The sequence below is a fragment of the Acidicapsa dinghuensis genome, from assembly GCF_025685685.1.
Classification (GTDB): Bacteria; Acidobacteriota; Terriglobia; order Terriglobales; family Acidobacteriaceae; genus Acidicapsa; species Acidicapsa dinghuensis.
Genome location: NZ_JAGSYH010000003.1, coordinates 615,776 through 633,867, shown reverse-complemented (window position 1 = coordinate 633,867; position 18,092 = coordinate 615,776). Strand labels below are relative to the sequence as shown.

Genomic DNA, 18,092 nt, shown 5'->3' with positions numbered 1-18,092 from the left:
ATCTGCAGCCATGGACTCACTACTACAACCACGAAAGACCTCATGGTAGCCTCAACTACAACCCGCCCATCAGCCGCTCCGAGATACCGCTCGCCGATGGAACAACCTCTTGAGCTTCTACAGGCACCCGCTTTTCACACTCACACTTCCACACTTTCCGATCAGCTTCTTTCGTCTGCATAGATTCGAGTTTTCAATTGACGTTCATCGACCAGCCCTCGTAGCCTGTTTCCAGCGCGCAGGGCGCATCCGGTCCGCGGGAAGGGCAGTGCCCACCTACACAATCTGAGTTGCGGTAACGAAACTTCTTTCAGCCTGACGGGCGGCGAAATGCTGTTCGAGTGCGGACTCCAGGCCACTACCGAGAGGAGCTTCGTATGTCGTTTCAATCGAGAGAGCTTGCGCGCGTTCCGAACGTGGAGCAATACAAGAAACAAGCTAAAGAGCTGGTGCGCTTTCGGCGCGAGGCGGGAGAGAACCGTCAGCAGCAGATGCAACTGAAGCGTCTGTTCAAGATGATCCAGCAATACCATCCACAATTCAGGGGTAAGACAGAGGCGGAGATTCGCGGGGCGGAGTTTGCCTTGAGCGATGCGCAACTGGTGATTGCCCGGGAGCATGGATTTCTGAGCTGGCCGAAGTTTGTGCGGGCGATCGAGGCCCGGCGAGCGGGGCTTGAGGCTGAGGAGAATGCCGAGGCTGCGTTTCTGCGGGCGGCTAGTGTTCCGCGCGGCGAAGATCATGATGGAGCGGGAGCTACGACCGATGCGGCGGAGGCGGTGCGCAAGGCGCATCCGGGCGTAGAGATCGAAAGCGTCTGGGCTGCGGCGGTGTATGGCGATGCGGCTGCGGTGAAGGCGTTTCTGGCGAAGGATAAGGGGCTGGCTTCGCAACGCGGCGGGGTGTATGCGTGGGATCCGCTGACGTATCTGTGTTTTTCGCGGTATGCGCGATGGCTGCGTAAAGATGAGGCGCGATCGCGCGCGTTTGTGGATGCGGCGCGGGCGTTGCTGGAGGCTGGCGCGGATGTGGATACGGGATGGTTTGACGGGATTGGCGAGGCGACTCCGGCGTGGGAGAGCGTGCTCTATGGTGCTGCGGGTGTGGCGCAGCATGCAGAGCTGACGCGGCTGCTGTTGGAGTATGGGGCTGATCCGAACGATGAGGAGACGGCGTATCACGCGGCGGAAAACTATGAACAAGGGCCGGTGCGTGCGCTGCTGGAGAGCGGAAAGCTGGCTGAGGGGGGCAAGACGACGCTGCTGGTGCGCAAGGCGGACTGGCACGATCTGGAGGGGGCGAAGCTGGTGCTGGAGTTTGGGGGCAATCCGCACCGGGGTACGCAGTGGAAGAACACGGCGTTTGCATGGAGCGTGAAGCGGGATAACTGGATTGAGCTGGTAAAGACAATGCTTGCTGATGCGCAGGGTCCGTTGAGTAAGCAGACGGAGGAGGTACAAGCGTCGATCTTGGGTGCTACGGAACAGGCGGTGCGGCGTGGTCGGCCGGACCTACTGAAGCTGCTGGATGAACGCGGGCTAATGCCGGATCTGCTTGGATTTGACCGTCTGCTGGAAGCGTGCGCGCGTGGCGATCTGGAGAAAGCAAAGGCTGTTGCTGCGGCAGATCCAGCGGCGCTGGCGATGGTGCTGGCGCATGGCGGAGCTCTGCTTTCGCAGTATGCGGGCACAGGCTGCGTAGAAGGGATGCGCGTGCTGATGGAGTTGGGAGTGGCTGCGGCGGCACTGAATCTTGAGGGAGATCCGTACTTCGAGATTGCCAAAAGTGGGACGGCGCTGCATTCAGGGGCATGGCGGCTGCAGCATGGAGCAGTGAAGCTGCTGCTGGAGCGGGGTGTTCCGGTGGATGCGAAGGACGAGCGCGGCCGGACGGCGCTGATGTTTGCAGTGCGCGCGTGTGTGGATTCGTACTGGAAGTCGCGGCGGTCGCCGGAGTCGATTGCGATGCTGCTGGAGGCTGGGGCTTCTCAGGAGAGTGTTTCTGTTCCCACGGGTTATGCGGAGGCGGATGCGCTGTTGCGGAGGCATGGAGGGTGAGGGTGTCCGCTGATGGACATCGGAGTGCGCCCGCGAACATGGTTTGTTCACGGGCGCATTTGTGTTTGGGGGTAAGTCTTGCGGAATGAGTGGATGGTATTTAGGGATTGTTGGATGGTGAATTGCTTTCACCCCAATGATGAAGCCGTTTGGCCTGGAATGACAAGCTCGCCTCAGGGGCTAAAGCCCAGTTTCAATGGGGGTTCAATGCGAGGGCTGAAGCCCTCGCCTACCTGTCACGAAAGGCAAAAGCAATTCGCAACGAGGCCGATATTTGGCCAGTCTTGTTTGGGTAGTGGATTGTCAGGAGAGATACGATGGGAAACTTGTTAAAGGATTTGCGGCAGGCGATCCGGCAGATGCGGAAGTCGGCAGGATTTACCGCGGTGGTGGTGATCACGCTGGCACTGGGCATTGGCGCGAATACTACGGTTTTCAGCGTGGTGGATGCTGTGCTGCTGAGGCCGCTGCCTTATATGCAGCCGGAGCGGCTGGTGGAGGCTGAGTCCTGGTACAGCAAGAACACGAGTGAGAGCAATCTCTCGTATCCCGACTTCCTGGACTGGCGGGCACAGAACAAGAGTTTCGAGCACCTGGTGAGCTATCACGACAACAGCTATACGCTGACGGGCGTGGCGAGGGCTGTTCACGTGCAAGCGGAGATTACCTCATGGGATCTGCTGCCGATGCTGGGCATCAATCCGGAGATCGGACGCGGGTTTAGGCAGGATGAAGAGAAGCGCGGAACACGCGTGGTGCTGCTGAGCCACGAACTATGGATGTCGCAGTTTGCAGGCGATAAAAATGTGCTTGGGCGGACGATTCAGCTTAGCGGCGAGACGTTTACGGTGATCGGGGTAATGCCGGCGAACTTCCGCTTCCCGATTACAGCTCCGAAGACGGGTATGTGGACGACTCTCGCGGTGGACGATACGCCGACGGGCGATGGGATGACGAATCGCGGCATGCACTGGCTGAATGCGATGGGAAGGCTAAAGCCCGGTGTTACGGTGGCGCAGGCCGACCAGGATATGAAGGCGGTAGCGGCGCGTTTGACTAAGCAGTATCCCCACACGAACACGAAGCACGATACGGCGAAGGTACAGAGCGAGCTGGACTATGTGCTTGGCGATACGAAGATTCTGATTGAAGTGATCTTGTGTGCTGTTGCGCTGGTGCTGCTGATTGCGTGCGGGAATATTGCGAATCTGCTGCTGGCGCGGGTGCGAGACCGGCGGCGTGAAATTGCGATGCGCACAGCGCTTGGCGCATCGCGGACGCGCATTGTGCGGCAGTTGTTGGTTGAGTCGATCGCGCTGAGTGTGGCGGGTGGAGTTGCCGGATGTGTGCTGGCGTTCCTGTGTACGCCGGCGGTGTTGCGGTTGATTGGTGACAGCGTGCCGCGCGCGGCGGATGCGGGTGTGAACATCGAAGTGCTGGCGTTTGGATTTGCCGCTGCTCTGGTGTCAGGGCTGGTGTTTGGCCTGGTGCCCGCAGTGACGGCATCGAAGACTGACCTGGTATCGACGCTGAAGGCGGGTGGCGCTTCGGACATGTCGGGGCATGACCGGATGCGTTCGCTGGTGATTGTGTGCCAGGTAGCGTTGGGCATTGTGCTGACGGCGGGTGCGGGTTTGCTGATCTCAAGCTTCATGAAGATGATGCACAAGGATGTGGGATTTAATCCGGATCATGTGCTGACGTATCGCTTTGAGACGCCGGACGCGCGTTATGGAAAGACGCGGGCGGAGTTCTATCGCAACTACTTTGAGAAGCTGCGCGCATTGCCGGGTGTGAAATCGGCGGCGGGCTCGATGATTCTGCCGATGACGGATGACAACGCCGATGTGAGCTTTGAGAATCCGGAGCATCCGCTTCCTCCGGGGCAGTTGCCCTCTGCGGATATTTCGCTGATCTCGCCGGATTACTTCAAGGCGATGGAAACTCCGGTATTGCAGGGTCGAGATTTTAATGATGGAGATGTGAAGGGGTCTGTGCCGGTGATGATCATCAACCAGGCATTCGCGGAGAAGTATTTTCATGGAGAGAACCCGATCGGGAAAAAGCTGAAGCCGGGTGCGGGCGACGACGGCTTGCCGCCGATGCGTGAGGTGGTTGGCGTGGTGGGGAACATGGTGCACTCGATGGCACAGCGGCATGACCGGCCAGGGTATTTCCTGCCGTCGGCGCAGATGCCGGGCTGGTGCTGCCTGGTAACAGTGGTGAGGACGTCGGTGGATCCTGCGAGCCTTGAGCCGACGGTGCGACACCTTGTCGCGTCCATGGACAGCGATCTGCCGGTGACGGATGTGCGCACGATGCCGGAGCTGATGAGTCTGCAGATGTCGCAGCCGCGTTTTGCCGTGGTGTTGCTGGGGACGTTTGCGGGTCTGGCGCTGCTGCTGACGGTGGTTGGGCTGTATGGCGTGATGATGTATTCGGTGTCGCGGCGGACGCGTGAGATCGGCGTGCGGCTCGCGCTGGGCGCGCAGCGTGCGATGGTGCTGCGCATGATTCTGCGTGACGCTGGACTGCTGCTTGGCTCGGGGATAGCGATTGGATTGGCGGCTTCGCTGGCGTTTGCTTCCGTAATGAAGACGATGCTGTATGGAACGCAGGAGCGCGATCCGCTGGTGATGGCAGCCGTGTGTGCACTGGTAGCGGTCACTGGTCTGCTGGCAGCATATCTGCCGGCGACGCGTGCGTCTGCGATTGAGCCGATGCAGGCGTTGAGGACGGAATAGGGACCACGAAACAGGACCAGGGATTAGGGACTAACGAGCTTAGTGCTGGTTGATGGCTCCGCTTCGCCACGAGAATCACAATTCGTTTTCTGAAGGGAGCCGGCGGGCGGCGAAAGTCCTGCCGGCTTTACTTTTCGTCATCACTCCTGGAGTGTGGGCGCCGACGCGGTGAAGGATTGTTGCAAAGAATGTGGGAATTGGCCTCAGAACCGGTCTTATTTGTTGCAGAAATGCGCAATTTATATACAGAGTTTTAAAAGCTGAAATTGTTGCCTGCTCAGTTACCGAGGTGTGGTTCGAGTGAGCTAGGCAACGGTCCCTCTGGTGGGGTAGGATAACGGTTCCATGACGAAGAAGATCGATTTTCGCCCAGTAATTTTGGCCGGTGGAAGTGGAACGCGATTCTGGCCGCGCTCACGCCGCGCACGTGCGAAGCAGGTGCTTGCGCTGGATGGAGAACGCTCGATGTTGCAGCAGACGGTGGAACGGCTGAGCCCCATAGCCGGGAATGAAAAGGTTTGGGTGATTACCAACGAGCTTTTGGCAGCCGAGATCGAGTCGCAGTTGCCGGGAGTGCCGCGGTCTCAGATCGTCGAAGAGCCGGTGGCGCGCAACACGGCTCCGGCGTGTGGACTGGCCGCGTTTCTGGTGGAAAAGTCGAACCCTGATGCGGTGATTGGAGTGTTTCCGTCCGATCACGTAATCGGCGACGAACCGCGATTTCTGAAGATCATCCAGCGTGGCGTTCAACTGGCTGCCTCTGGCGATGTAATGGTGGTGCTGGGCATTGAGCCGACACGCGCCGAGACGGGCTACGGATATATCGAGACCGGTGATTCCGGCCCTGCGGATCTGGACGATAGCGCGCTGCGCGTGCGGCGGTTTACGGAGAAGCCAAGCCGCAACCGGGCCGAGGAGTTCGTAGCCGCGGGGAACTATTTCTGGAACTCGGGGATGTTTTTGTGGTCGGCGCGGACGTTGGCGAATGCGGTGCGAGAGCATCTGCCGGAGATGGCTCCGCTGCTCGAAGAGATTGCGTCGTGCTATGGAACGCCTGAATTCGAGCAGGTCTTCGCGAAGCTGTATCCGAAGTGCGAAAACATCTCGGTGGATTACGCGATTCTGGAGCCGCGGTCGGCGAAAGGTGAGCATTATTCGCGGCTGTATTGCATTCCCGCGGAGTTTGGGTGGAATGACCTTGGCTCATGGGAGTCGCTGTACGAGTACCAGGTGGAGACCCGGTCACGCGGCGACGAAGAAGGCAATGTAGCGGAGACCAGCGGCCTCATGACGCTTGACTCGGTCGATAACTACATCTATAGCCCGAAGAAGTTTGTGGCGCTCGTGGGCGTGCAGGATCTGGTGGTGGTGGAGACAGAAGATGCCTTGTTGATTTCACACCGCAAGCACTCGCAGGATGTGGGCAAGATTGTGAAGGAGCTGGCAGCTACGGGGCAGACAGAACTGCTGTAAACCGAGTCCGCCTGCGAATCCTCTAGCCAAGCTGAGCCCTGCCAGTGTACAAAGGTTGGCGCATGCTGACTGGTATGCGTTCGTCTTGATTCAGCAGACCACGCCAGTAAGAGTACGCCAAAATGTAAACCTTATCATCAACCCCATCTTGTTTTTGAGGGCCAATCTATGAGCCAATCTACGATCTGTTCACGCCTGCGTCTTCTGTCACTCGTTGCCGCCTCCGCCGCTGTATTTCTTTCCGTCAGCACTGCTCATGCGCAGGTGGCGCAGACGCCGCCTATGGGCTGGAACAGCTGGAATTACTTTGCCAGTAAGGTCGATGACGCTGGTATCCGCGCAGCTGCGGATATTATTGTCGCCTCCGGCATGAAAGATGCTGGCTACGTCTACGTCAACATCGACGATACGTGGGAAGCTGAGCGTGGACCGGATGGAAAGATCCGCACCAACTCGAAGTTTCCGGACATGAAGGCACTGGCCGACTATGTGCACTCGAAGGGGCTTAAGCTGGGCATTTATTCTGGGCCGGGAACGAAGACTTGCGCTGGCTATCCGGCATCGCTTGGCCATGAAGAACAAGATGCGGAGAGTTACGCGGCGTGGGGCATCGACTATCTGAAGTACGATCTGTGCAGCTTCATCCCCGACGTGATGCAGAAGCAGGCTCCCAATGACAAGGCCGCACAGATGAAGATCATGATCGATGCCTACGTCAAAATGGGGAACGCTTTGAAGGCTGCGACTGCGAAGACGGGGCGGCCGATAGTCTTCTCACTCTGCCAGTATGGATGGGATTCTCCGTGGGAGTGGGCGCCTGCGCTGGGCGGCAACCTGTGGCGTACTACGGGCGACATTCAGGCGCGTTGGCAGAGCATCTATGACATCGCCAGCCAGCAGGATGGATTGGCAAAGTATGCCGGGCCGGGACACTGGAACGATCCTGACATGCTAGAAGTCGGCAACGGCAAGTTGTCGGCCGCTGAAAACCGCACGCACTTCTCGTGGTGGGCGATGCTGGCCGCGCCTCTGCTGGCCGGCAATGACCTGCCGCATATGAAGCCGGAGGTTCGCGCCATTCTGACGAACAAGGATGTGATCGCGATCGATCAGGACTCGCTGGGACAGCAGGGCACACGCGCCTATTCTGATGGTGAAGTTGAGGTGTGGACGCGTCATCTGCAGGGCGGAGCCTTGGCTGTAGCCATCATCAACGTGGGCAGCGACAAGACAGCGAATCACCCCTTCCACCTGGATCTAGCCAAGCTGCATCTGAGCGGTTCGCAGACCGGCAAGGATCTCTGGACGGGCAAGGAAGTTACGCTGAGCGACAACATGCCAATTCAACTCGACAGCCACGATATTCTTCTGGTTCGGATCGATCATCCTGGCATGTAGTGCAAGTTGAGTAAGCAAAGAAAAGAGCGGCCGGAATCTCGGACCGCTCTTTTTATTTCTGGGGATGAATTATTCGGCTTGGGCCAGGTATACGGCAAACCAGCCGTCTTCATCGCGCCATCGTTGCGGATGGCCGAAGCCTGCTGACTGCAGCATCTTTTCCACTTCACCAATGCGGTATTTGTAGCTGTTCTCGGTATGGATGGTTTCGCCTGCGGCGAATTCGACATTCATGTCGAGGGCGTCGATTCGAATGCGCTGGTCGATGAGGCTTTCCAGGTGCATCTCAATCCGTGACTCGTCTTCATTCCAGCGGATGCGATGAGCAAACGAGTCGAGATCGAAGTCAGCGTCCAGTTCACGATTGAGTCGAACGAGCATATTTTTGTTGAACTGTGCGGTGACGCCCGCGCCGTCATCGTACGCTGCCGTCAGATTTGCTATGCTCTTGCCGTCGGCGGTTGGCGCAAGATCCACGCCGAGCAGAATCGAGTCACCGCGATCCAGCGCAAGCCGCAGCCCGCGCAAAAGGCTTGATGCTTCTTCCGGCAAAAAGTTGCCGATGCTTGAACCAATGAAGAGCACAACGCGCCGTTCCCCATCGAAGCAGGGCGTGAGCCGCAGATCGCGCGTGTAGTCGGCTACCTGTGGATGGCAATGGATTTCGGGCATCTCGCGCTGAAGGCGCTCCTTTGCTTCTTCGAGAGCAGATTCGGAGACATCAACGGGGTGGTAGCTGACGCGGCCCTGCATGTCAGCAGCGGCGGCCAGCAGCAGGCGAGTCTTATCGGCAGAGCCTGCGCCGATCTCCACGACGCGCAGCTTTTCACCGCATGCAGCCAGAGCCATCATCTCCGGTGCATCGGCGGCAAAGATGCTGCGCTCGATGCGGGTGAGATAGTACTCGGGAAGTTGCGTGATGCGATCGAAGAGGTCCGATCCGTCGCGGTCGTAGAACAGCCACGGCGGCAGGGTTTTGGGAGACGCAGTCAGTCCCTCGCGTACGGTTTCAGCGATTGTTGTACAGGAAGTATCAAGAAGGACGCAGGGATCGGATGGCAGAATTTCCGCCGATAGAGTAGCCATAGTCTCCTTCGATGCAGCTTGTGTGGGTCTGGTTACGAGGACGCCAGTCGAATTCCGGAAAATTGCCAGCGTGTTTCCGGAGGAAAGAAATTGCGGTAACTGGCGCGGATATGCCGCTGCGGCGTGACGCACGATCCGCCGCGCAACACCATCTGTCCGCTCATGAATTTTCCGTTATATTCTCCAAGCGTTCCGCCCAACGGCACAAAGCCGGGATAGCCGAGATATGCGCTTGCCGTCCACTCCCAGCAGTCGCCGAATAACTGTGCCGGGAGGCTTTGTCTGCTATCGAACGCATTAGCTGCACGAGGTTCAAGTGAGCCTGTATCGAGAAGGTTGCCGGTGATCGGAGCATTCGCTGCGACTGACTCCCACTCTGCCTCGGTCGGCAACCGCTTGCCTGCCCATCGCGCGTAGGCGTCGGCTTCGAAATAGCTGACATGTGCAACAGGCGAAGAGGCCGCTGCGTCCAGCCTCTGCTTGCCGCGAAGCGACACTACGGTCCACTGGCCACCGCTCTTTTGCCAGTACAGCGGCGCCTGCCATCCCTGCGCTTTCACGGTATCCCATCCGGCAGAGAGCCAGAGCTCAGGCCGCTCGTACCCTTTGTCTTCGATGAACTCGAGATATTCGCCACAAGTGACAAGACGCGAGCCAAGCTGAAATGGTTCAAGCCATGTCTTGTGCCGAGGTCGCTCGTTGTCAAAGCCGAAGCCGTCGCCTCTGTTCTGCCCGATCTCGTTCTGTCCGATTTCGACAAGGCCACCGTCGTAAGAGAAAAACTCCATCGGCAGCACTTTCGGCATAGGCTCCTCGTCATCGCGGTCGAGATAAGCCGGCTGCAGTGGGTTGGTGAAGAGTGCATGCTTAATATCGGTAAGCAGTAACTCCTGATGCTGCTCTTCGTGGTGCAGGCCAAGCTCGATGCGCGTGAGCGCTTCCGCAGGCGCACCGGTTTCGAGAAGGCGCAGAATGCCCTGGTCTACATAATCGCGATAGCTGAGGATGGTGATCAGACCGGGGCGGGAGAAAGAGGATCGTAATTTCTTTTCGGGAAACTCAGTGAATGTTTGATAGTAACTATTAAAAAGCCACGAAAAGTCCGGATCGTAGAGTCGACAACCTGGCAGAAACTCGCGCAGGACGAAGGATTCGAAGAACCACGCCGTGTGGGCCAGGTGCCACTTGGCCGGTGATGCCTCCGGACAGGACTGCACCATCATGTCCTCAGCGGTCAGCGGCTCACAGATGGCCAGGCTCCGCTTCCGTACCTCCAGATACCGCTCGCGCAGCCCCGTATCACTTGCTACAGCAATTGTCGCCATCGGTTCAACCGTCCTTCCACCCGGAAATCGCTTTTGCACCGGACCGTCGAAGTGTACTCGACCGGATGCCTTCTGGTGCTGTAGCTTTCGAAACAGTTCTTCCGTCTAAATCCATAAGAGTGGAAGTCTCTGCCATGCGTCACAAAAAATTTGCGGGTCTACTGACAGCTACGCTCATCTTTTCGACCGTCATTGCTCTCTCGCCACAGGCAACCCACGCCCAATCCACCAGTCCCTCTTCCGCCGGTAACGGCCAGGGACAAGGACAAGGCCAGGGGCAAGGACGAATGCGCGGCGGCTTTGGCGGTGGCCGCGGAGTGATCGGCACGGTGACGGAGGTTGCCGCTGACCACTACACGATCAAGACGGAAACTGGCGACCTCTACACAGTGCATTTCAGCGCCAACACGCGCATCATGAAGCAGGTCGGTGGCGGTTTTCGCCGAGGCGGACAGGGTTCAGGGCAAAGTTCGGGACAAGGTTCTGGACAGGGCGGCGGACAAGGCGCAGGGGAAGCCGGCGGAGATCAGCCGCAGGCTCCGCGCCAGCCACCGCAGATGCTGAAGTCTACCGACATCAAGATTGGCGACGTGATCACTACCGGCGGCGAGGTGGATGCTTCGGCCAAGTCTGTCGGCGCGGTCTTCATCATGCAGATGAGCCCCGAGCAGGTGGCGCGCATGAAGCAGATGCAGGCCGACTGGGGCAAGACCTGGCTGGCTGGCAAGGTGACAGGCATTCAGGATACGATCATCACGATTGAAGGCACCATGGATCACCAGCCGCACGCCATCGTCGTGGATGAGAACACTTCGTTCCGCGAACGCCGTGACTCCATCACGCTGGCAGATATTAAGCCGGGCGAGGAACTCCGCGCCGAGGGTGCATTGAAGAACGGAGCTTTTACCGCGACCACCGTGGCGGCGATGCAGCCCGGCAACGGGCAGGGACAAGGGGGACAAGGGCAGGGAAGAACGCGCAACCGCGACGGCGGAGCGGCTCCCAATCCGCAGTAAGCGAGGATGCTGGTTATCGCAGGCCAGAGACCGTGACACTCAGCGTGGTCTCTGCTGCGGGGTGTTCGCTGCTCAACTGGTCACGACTTTCACCATGGCTTCAGCCCAGTTCATCGCCTCCTGATAAATACGGTCAAGATTAATACGGCCAAGAGTTCCTTCCCCGATTCCCATCACGCGGGATATCTCTTCGCGCTCCTGCCATTCGGCGCGCTCATGATGCGCCAGCCAGTGCAGCAGCTTGCCTTCCTCGTTGGTCTCTCCCAGAAGTGCTTTGCGGGTTTCCTCACGCAGGGGCAGGGCTGGAGCGATGCTCTCCATGGGCACATCGAGCATCGCCGGCATGAGGCTTAACATGCCGAGCAGATACGGTTCCGTCGCGTCCTGTCCTGTACTCTGCGCGGCCAGCTCACAAAACCGGGCACGCACCAGCGACATGCGCAGCAACTCTACTGGTTTTCTGGCGCTCAGTGCGCCGACAGTTGCCACGATAGCCAATCGCCGGAACATCTCATCGCCGATGCGCACCAGTGCGCTCTCAATGGAGGTCACCGCCTTATTCGTTGCAAAGAGCGGCGAATTGGCAACACGCAAGACACGATACGTCAGTGAGGGATCGCGTTTGACCAGCGTGCTTACATGCTTCACGTGCAGGGGAGACTCCAGCACCGCTTGCAGAATCTCAATATGAACCATGCGGTTGGCTGGGATGCCTTTGCCCTTCATCAGTATCGGGCGGCAGAAATAGAAGCCCTGAAAGAGCGTGAAGCCCTCGGCTTTGGCGCGCGCCCAGTCTTCCCGGGTTTCTATCCGCTCCATCACCAGTTTTGCTTTGTGGCGTCCTACCTTATGGCGCAGCTCCATGCGCTCCTGCGCGGTCGTCTGGCTGAGATCGATCTTGACGAAGTCGGCGATCGTCACCAGTGGATGCCAGCCGGCCTTGCCCTGAAAGTCATCCAGAGCCAGCCGGAATCCCTTTGCCTTGAGTGCGCGGCAGGCCTCGACCAGTTCGCGTGTCGGCTCCAGTGTTTCGAGCACTTCAAGCACTGTTTGATTGGGCGGCAGCAGATGCACAAGTCCGCCCATCAGCGCCTCGTAGGTGCAGTTCACAAACATGGGCAGGCCGTTGGTCAGACGCTCCCATCCCAAAATCAGGCTGTTGTCGATCACCGTGCGCGTGGCGTTGTTGCCATCGCCATCGAACGCCATGGATGTGGGACTGGAACGAAAGAGCAACTCGTAACCGAACACCTTGCTGCGCATATCCAGAATGGGCTGAAGGGCAACGCAGCAGAGACTTTCGGGCTGTGGCGAGGAAGCGTTTTCAGAGTTGTTCTCTCGCGGAGCGTCGCTCTCAGTGGAGAGAGCTTGAGTTATAAGAGTCATCGCACCAGCTTTCCCGTCGTTTGCCCATCACCGCGAACAGTAAATATATAAGGGCTGTGCCGCACGGAGTTCACCGTTCGGCAGAACAACCAGCAGGAGTCTACCGGTGTCATCGGCATTTCGGTTCAGTAACATGAGCCGGGCAAAGAAAAGGCCGGCCTTCGCGCGTGGAAACGAAGATGCCGGCCTTTCGTTACGTCCTGATACGAGATCTAACCCATGAACATGCCGCCGTTGACGTCCAGCACATGGCCAGTGACGTAAGCAGCGCCTTCCGATGCGAGATAAAGAACGGCATGCGCAATCTCGGTGTCCGTTCCGGCTCGGCCAGCGGGAATCGTCGCCAGCATGGCTTTGGTCTGCTCTTCGTTGAGCGCTGAGGTCATCGCTGTTTCGATATATCCCGGAGCGACGGCATTGACGGTGATACCGCGGGAGGCCAACTCGCGGGCCAGGGAGCGGGTCATGCCGATCATGCCGGCTTTGCTGGCTGCATAATTCGCCTGCCCGGCCTGCCCTGTTCGCCCAACCACACTTGAGATGTTGATGATGCGGCCCCAGCGGTTTTTCATCATGCCGCGTAATACAGCCTGCGTCAGCAGAAAGGCGCCGGTCAGGTTGGTCTGGATCACGTCGTCCCAGTCGGCGCGCTTCATGCGCATCGCCAGCACATCGCGTGTGATGCCGGCATTGTTGACCAGAATCTCGACCTTGCCGAACTTCTCCTCGACAGCCTTCGCTCCCGCCGTGATGGACTCTTCGCTCGCCACATCGAGAGCAAACGCAGCAGCCTTGCCGCCGGCGGTCTCGATCTCGGCCTGTACCTCGGCCAGTTTGGCTTCATTTCGCGCTGCAAGGGCAACGGTTGCGCCTTCTTTGGCCAGCGCCAGTGCGCATGCCCGTCCAATTCCCTGCGAAGCGCCCGTTACCAGCGCAATCCGGCCATTCAATCCGCTCATACTACCTCATGGGCGCCGTAAACGAACCTCAGGCGCATGAAAATTATAGAGTTCCGGGCTAGTCTATCCCGATGGCACAGCCGCTGCCGTGATCGGCTCAGGAGCACGCCACGCCTGCGCCAGCATCGCAGGCCAAACATATACCGCCAGATGACGCGAGTAGTGCAGCAGCGGCTGCGTATCAGGCAGCGTTAGCCCGATGTGCGCGGCCAGATCGTTTTGCGTAATCTCGGCCTCAGCCTCTTCGAGCGGCCAGGGTATGTGGTGGATATCGGCCCGCACCAGTCTGCCCATCGCATTCTTTGTAAAGAGGCAATAACGCTCCGTCAGGAAGTGTTCGATCGATCCAGCCTTGCTTTGTGCCAGCTTGTGCGTGGGACCGAGGCCGCGGTAGCGTGCGACAAACCGCACCGGCTTTCCGCTGAGCAGGCGGCGGCTGTAATACGAAAATTCCCGGTCTCCGCGCGGCTTGATACTCATCTGCGACCAGTAATACGGCAGGTCAAAGAGAGTTCGCGCCGCGATTACGGCCAGAAGGCTGGCAGCGTCGAGAGAGAAGAAATACACGCCCGGTGTCTTGGTTCTCTTTTCGCGAACGTAAGTTCGCAGATTTAGCTCAGGAAACTTGCGCGCTCCGGGAATCGGAGGTACGCCGCGCAGCCGGATACGGTCCATCCAGAACGGAACGACGCCGATCCAGGCCGATCCCTGGCAAATATCCGCTTCGAGCCCCTCCGGCAGCAGCGCCTCGATCTCTGCGCTGCGCATGGGCCAGTGGGCAAACAGCAAATCATTCCAGCGCTGGGTCATAGCCCAGCGGCCAGGTGGCAACGGCCACGGGCGGTGTGACGTCTTCTCCAGAATCTGTCGCATCAACGATCGGCTTGTCTGCGCAGGAGATCGCTCTCTGGGGGAAGAAGGGCGCGCTCTATGCAAGTTTTATGCTAGTCCAACATGATTGCACGCCGCGAAAAAATGGCGCGAATATACATTGCCAACGCACGGTTTTAGACGGCATGAAAGCGCTAAATTGAGCCGTTTCAATTCCATTCTCGCAGGCTTCAAGGCTGGGCGCCGAATATTGCAGCCGGAATCCACAGCCATTGAACGGAACAGCCCGAGCGCGCGTCCATTCGATACCGTCGATAGCGTATTCTGGTCGCCGGAGAGCCCGCCAGCGCATGACCACGACCCCCATCCAGTCAACGGAATCAGCCCCTGCATCCACCCCAGTTGAGGCCCAGGCGCACACTCCTGTCCACGCCGAAAATCGCACCGAAGTCTTTGCCGTTCACGGGGCCGATCCCGAAGTACTGGCGTATGCCATGGCGAAATATTCGCGTTCCGCACTCTCCATGCGCCAGTCGCTGCGCGAAATCAGCTCACAGCGCGCTGAGCAGTTCCTGAACACGTTTTACTTCCAGTACGGCCATCGCTCCATTGCTGACCTGGCTCACGTCGCCTTTGCCGTTGAGCGGCTTTCTCTGCTTGCGGCGATTGTTCTGGTCGATGAGCAGCGCTGGGACGGTCAGGAGCGCAGCACCCGTTACCAGAATTTCCAGAAATCCGGTTGGTATCTTCCTGAGTTCGGCCCCGCAGCCGAGGCCCGCAATCTTTACATCCAGACAGTCGAAAAGCTTTTCGCGTCCTACTCGGCTACCTCGACGGCTGTTTTCGAGGCGCTCAAAGAGCGGGTCGCCTGTCCGGAAGGCATGAAGCAGGACGCATATGAGCGTACGCTCAAGGCCCGCGCCTTCGACGTTGCGCGCTACCTGCTGCCGCTCGCCACCAATACCTCGCTTGGGCAGATTGTGAACGCGCGTACGCTGGAGACACAGGTTTCGCGGCTGCTCTCGCATCCAGCGGCCGAGATTCGCGATCTCGGCGAGAAGCTGCGCGCTGCCGCGACCGGTCAGGCATGGAACATATATGCCGAGGCGTCTAACGGCCTGTATCGCAAGATCGCTGATGCAAATCCTGACCTCGCGCTGGAAGCCGAAGCGCTGCTGGATCGAGAAATCCACGTTGCGCCTACGCTTGTGAAGTACGCCAGTCCCAATCCGTATGAGATCGCCACGCGGACCGAGCTTACCCAGGCCGCGACAGAGCTTCTGTCGAATCTGCCGATAGCTCCAGCGCCCGTTGTCGATCTGGTGGAGCGCACGGAATCACTGGAAGTTGAGCTTGCGGCCACACTGCTCTATTCCGCCAGTCACCATCCGTACCGTCAAATTCGAGACCTGGTTGCAGAGCTGCCCGAGGCCCGTGTGGCCGAAATCATCGAGTTGGGCGCACGCAGCCGTGGCCGTCACGATGAGCTGCTCCGTTCTTTCCATGCAGGAGCGGCACTGCGTTTCGACATTTTGATGGACATTGGCGGCTTTCGCGACATGCACCGGCATCGCCGGGCTACACAGATTCTTCAACAATTCACATATCTGCACGGCTATGACGTTCCCGAGTCAGGCGACGCCGCCGGACTGGCCGATGCGGGATTGATCTCTGAGTACACGCAAACCATAGAGGCTGCTCAAGCAGCATCCCGCTCCATCGCGCAAAGCAGCGCGTTCGAAGCCGGTCAGGCTGCGCTCTATGTCCTGCCGCTGGCGACGCGCATTCGTTCGCTCTTCAAGATGGACTTTGCGCAGGCGGTCTATATCTCAGAGTTGCGCAGCGCTCCGGCAGGGCACTTCAGTTATCGTAAAGTAGCCTGGGAGATGTATCTTGCCGTGCAGCGGCAGTACCCATCGCTGGCAAAATACTTCCGGGTAACTGACTTTAGTAAGCCAATTGATGTCTTTCAGAGATAGTTACTGTCGGATTCTTATTTCATATCCATGCTTCATGGATAAAAAGTAAGCGCTCCTTTATGCAAGGAGCGCCATAAGTTACTTCAGTGAGTACCGCTGATCGTTATGTTTTTAAACTTACTGCATCGGAACCATCGAGAGCAGGGAGCTATTCACCTGAATGCGGTTAAGCCCGCTGTACTCGATGAAGCCCAACTTGCGGAACCGATTCATGAAATAACTCACTCGAGAGCGAGTTGTGCCCACCATGTCGGCAAGCGTGGCTTGGCTGATGCGCGGCAGCGGGGCCAGCGGCATATCTTCACGGCCCGTCTGCGAGAGGAGCAGCAAGGTGCGGGCGAGACGCTTCTCGCTTGAGTTAAATAGCTGATCGACAAGGTCGGCTTGGATACGGCTATTGCGTGACAGCAAGTACTTGATGAACATGCGTGACATCATCTGCTGTTCAAGCAGGGTGCGCACAAACTCCTGCCGGCGGATACGCAGCAGCGTGCAAGGTGTAAGAGCGCGCGACGAGCTAGTGCGGCTGGGTTGATCGGATGTTATGCACTCTTCGCCGAGGAAATGACCGGCGCCTAGGATTGCGATCGTGGCTTCTTTACCCGTGGGTGATACCACGGACAACTTTACCTTTCCCTTTTGAACAAAGAAGACAGTGTCGCCCAAATCTCCTTGCGAGAAAATCCCTTCGTTCTTTCTGACTTGGAGGATAGTCTTGCCGAATCCACCTTTAGACAGATACTCCTGGGGATCGAAAACATCATTTCCTACAGCCATAACCACAACCTTTCTCGGGAATTCCAGGAATTTGTAGATCGAGCAATAAGGAGCTCGTTTGCCTTTGTTGGACGTTGCATTTTATACACGGGTTGTATCTGGATGTAAGAAGTGCTTAAGTTTCGTAGTTGCCTTCATGGCAAAGAAGATAAACGTGTGGGTAAGTGAAAGATACTTGATCGTGGGTGAGATATGCGGATGCGCGGACGGCAGGCAGTACCGTTTTGACCAGACACCTTCGTCTTCAGCGAGTAGGATGCACTGGTTCCTTCCGTAGTTGTCTCATCTTGAACACAAATTCTGACATGGGAATTAGATCCTGCGGTGCGCATCTCTGGGCCTGTGCTAGCCGATAATCGCTGCGTGGCCGAATGCGATAATGGCTCAGAGACCTCGCATGTTCGTCATACTCTGGCAGTTCGACATCGCCGAAGGCGGCATTGCCGCTTTCGAAGAAGCCTATGGGCCCACCGGCTCATGGTCACGGCTCTTTACGCGTTCTGGAGCCTACCACGGCACCGAACTTCTCAAGGACGCTTATGTTCCGGGACGGTACGTCACCATTGACCGCTGGGACAGCGAAGATGCTTTCCGTGCCTTCCGTGCTGAATATGATGCAGATTACGAGGCGCTCGACCGCTCCTGTGACGCCATTACAGCCAGCGAGAATCGCATAGGCGCCTTTAACGCCTGAATTCTCCACCCACGGCGATTGCAAAATTCATTCATTCTCTTTTGTGTCCGGCCGCTCGCAAAGCACGACTGTCTGCAAAAGCAGGCATGGGCATTCTGCGCAACTCATGTGTTGCTTCGATCCATCATGCGAGATTTTCACCATGGCGTCATTGATATGCGACTATTTATGTCGTATATTCAGAAGGTCGGAACTCGACACCGGATTTGAGTAGTGCTTCAGGAGAAAAGGGACAGGGCCTTGCGGGTTATCTCTTGGCGGAGACCGCAAAGCCCTGAAGCTTGAGCCTCGTGGACTCGAAGCTACCTGCATTATAGGGCGTTTTCTGGTGAATGCCAGATATCTCGTGTCCCTGTACCGTGTCCTT

Annotated in this window: 13 protein-coding genes; 7 read left to right on the top strand and 6 right to left on the bottom strand. The window is 58.0% G+C overall.

Translation table 11 applies throughout. The annotated features are described in order from the left end of the window. Positions 1-377: 377 nt before the first annotated feature. The 4 genes from OHL22_RS10990 (at position 378) to OHL22_RS10975 (ending at position 7,672) form a co-directional block, all read left to right on the top strand. Positions 378-2,057: an ankyrin repeat domain-containing protein gene (locus tag OHL22_RS10990; RefSeq protein ID WP_263336866.1), complete on the top strand. Its 1,680-nt coding sequence runs from the start codon at positions 378-380 to the stop codon at positions 2,055-2,057. Between the two features lie 317 nt (positions 2,058-2,374). Next, positions 2,375-4,801, top strand: a complete 2,427-nt coding sequence (locus OHL22_RS10985) for an ABC transporter permease (RefSeq protein ID WP_263336863.1) — start codon at positions 2,375-2,377, stop codon at positions 4,799-4,801. A gap of 345 nt (positions 4,802-5,146) precedes the next feature. Further along, the gene (locus OHL22_RS10980; protein WP_263336860.1) at positions 5,147-6,274 is read left to right on the top strand and encodes a mannose-1-phosphate guanylyltransferase; all 1,128 of its coding nucleotides are present in this window, start codon (positions 5,147-5,149) and stop codon (positions 6,272-6,274) included. Between the two features lie 168 nt (positions 6,275-6,442). Further along, a complete protein-coding gene (locus OHL22_RS10975) occupies positions 6,443-7,672 on the top strand; it encodes a glycoside hydrolase family 27 protein (protein ID WP_263336857.1) in 1,230 nt (409 codons plus the stop codon). A 69-nt stretch (positions 7,673-7,741) separates the two neighbouring features. Here the strand turns inward: OHL22_RS10975 and egtD are convergent, their stop codons facing one another. Then, positions 7,742-8,758, bottom strand: coding sequence for an L-histidine N(alpha)-methyltransferase (gene egtD / locus OHL22_RS10970; protein ID WP_263336855.1), 1,017 nt, complete (start codon positions 8,756-8,758; stop codon positions 7,742-7,744). A 32-nt stretch (positions 8,759-8,790) separates the two neighbouring features. Next, entirely contained in the window at positions 8,791-10,083 is a 1,293-nt protein-coding gene (gene egtB / locus OHL22_RS10965; RefSeq protein WP_263336853.1) for an ergothioneine biosynthesis protein EgtB, read from the bottom strand. A 134-nt stretch (positions 10,084-10,217) separates the two neighbouring features. Here egtB and OHL22_RS10960 point away from each other — a divergent pair, with 134 nt between their 5' ends. Next, the gene (locus tag OHL22_RS10960; RefSeq protein WP_263336851.1) at positions 10,218-11,099 is read left to right on the top strand and encodes a hypothetical protein; all 882 of its coding nucleotides are present in this window, start codon (positions 10,218-10,220) and stop codon (positions 11,097-11,099) included. A 72-nt stretch (positions 11,100-11,171) separates the two neighbouring features. On the opposite strand, the gene OHL22_RS10955 is transcribed toward OHL22_RS10960, so the two are convergent. From OHL22_RS10955 to OHL22_RS10945, 3 genes are all read right to left on the bottom strand, one after another. Continuing rightward, a complete protein-coding gene (locus OHL22_RS10955; protein WP_263336848.1) occupies positions 11,172-12,485 on the bottom strand; it encodes an EAL and HDOD domain-containing protein in 1,314 nt (437 codons plus the stop codon). 212 nt (positions 12,486-12,697) lie between these two features. After that, on the bottom strand, positions 12,698-13,444 hold the full coding sequence (gene fabG / locus OHL22_RS10950; RefSeq protein WP_263336845.1) for a 3-oxoacyl-[acyl-carrier-protein] reductase: 747 nt from the start codon (positions 13,442-13,444) through the stop codon (positions 12,698-12,700). Positions 13,445-13,507: 63 nt separating this feature from the next. Next, positions 13,508-14,317, bottom strand: coding sequence for a YqjF family protein (locus OHL22_RS10945; RefSeq protein ID WP_263336843.1), 810 nt, complete (start codon positions 14,315-14,317; stop codon positions 13,508-13,510). A 308-nt stretch (positions 14,318-14,625) separates the two neighbouring features. Here OHL22_RS10945 and OHL22_RS10940 point away from each other — a divergent pair, with 308 nt between their 5' ends. After that, positions 14,626-16,254: an FAD-dependent thymidylate synthase gene (locus tag OHL22_RS10940; RefSeq protein ID WP_263336840.1), complete on the top strand. Its 1,629-nt coding sequence runs from the start codon at positions 14,626-14,628 to the stop codon at positions 16,252-16,254. Between the two features lie 117 nt (positions 16,255-16,371). Here the strand turns inward: OHL22_RS10940 and OHL22_RS10935 are convergent, their stop codons facing one another. Beyond that, positions 16,372-17,031, bottom strand: a complete 660-nt coding sequence (locus OHL22_RS10935) for a Crp/Fnr family transcriptional regulator (protein WP_263336837.1) — start codon at positions 17,029-17,031, stop codon at positions 16,372-16,374. Positions 17,032-17,428: 397 nt separating this feature from the next. On the opposite strand from OHL22_RS10935, the gene OHL22_RS10930 reads away from it, so the two are divergent. Then, positions 17,429-17,725, top strand: coding sequence for an antibiotic biosynthesis monooxygenase family protein (locus OHL22_RS10930; protein WP_263336834.1), 297 nt, complete (start codon positions 17,429-17,431; stop codon positions 17,723-17,725). Positions 17,726-18,092: the final 367 nt, after the last annotated feature.

Bases quoted from the DNA above. Each gene is read 5' to 3' on its own strand.
- OHL22_RS10990 (WP_263336866.1), top strand. From the start codon at position 378: ATGTCGTTTCAATCGAGAGAGCTTGCGCGCGTTCCGAACGTGGAGCAA.
- OHL22_RS10985 (WP_263336863.1), top strand. From the start codon at position 2,375: ATGGGAAACTTGTTAAAGGATTTGCGGCAGGCGATCCGGCAGATGCGG.
- OHL22_RS10980 (WP_263336860.1), top strand. From the start codon at position 5,147: ATGACGAAGAAGATCGATTTTCGCCCAGTAATTTTGGCCGGTGGAAGT.
- OHL22_RS10975 (WP_263336857.1), top strand. From the start codon at position 6,443: ATGAGCCAATCTACGATCTGTTCACGCCTGCGTCTTCTGTCACTCGTT.
- egtD (WP_263336855.1), bottom strand. From the start codon at position 8,758: ATGGCTACTCTATCGGCGGAAATTCTGCCATCCGATCCCTGCGTCCTT.
- egtB (WP_263336853.1), bottom strand. From the start codon at position 10,083: ATGGCGACAATTGCTGTAGCAAGTGATACGGGGCTGCGCGAGCGGTAT.
- OHL22_RS10960 (WP_263336851.1), top strand. From the start codon at position 10,218: ATGCGTCACAAAAAATTTGCGGGTCTACTGACAGCTACGCTCATCTTT.
- OHL22_RS10955 (WP_263336848.1), bottom strand. From the start codon at position 12,485: ATGACTCTTATAACTCAAGCTCTCTCCACTGAGAGCGACGCTCCGCGA.
- fabG (WP_263336845.1), bottom strand. From the start codon at position 13,444: ATGAGCGGATTGAATGGCCGGATTGCGCTGGTAACGGGCGCTTCGCAG.
- OHL22_RS10945 (WP_263336843.1), bottom strand. From the start codon at position 14,317: ATGCGACAGATTCTGGAGAAGACGTCACACCGCCCGTGGCCGTTGCCA.
- OHL22_RS10940 (WP_263336840.1), top strand. From the start codon at position 14,626: ATGACCACGACCCCCATCCAGTCAACGGAATCAGCCCCTGCATCCACC.
- OHL22_RS10935 (WP_263336837.1), bottom strand. From the start codon at position 17,031: ATGGCTGTAGGAAATGATGTTTTCGATCCCCAGGAGTATCTGTCTAAA.
- OHL22_RS10930 (WP_263336834.1), top strand. From the start codon at position 17,429: ATGTTCGTCATACTCTGGCAGTTCGACATCGCCGAAGGCGGCATTGCC.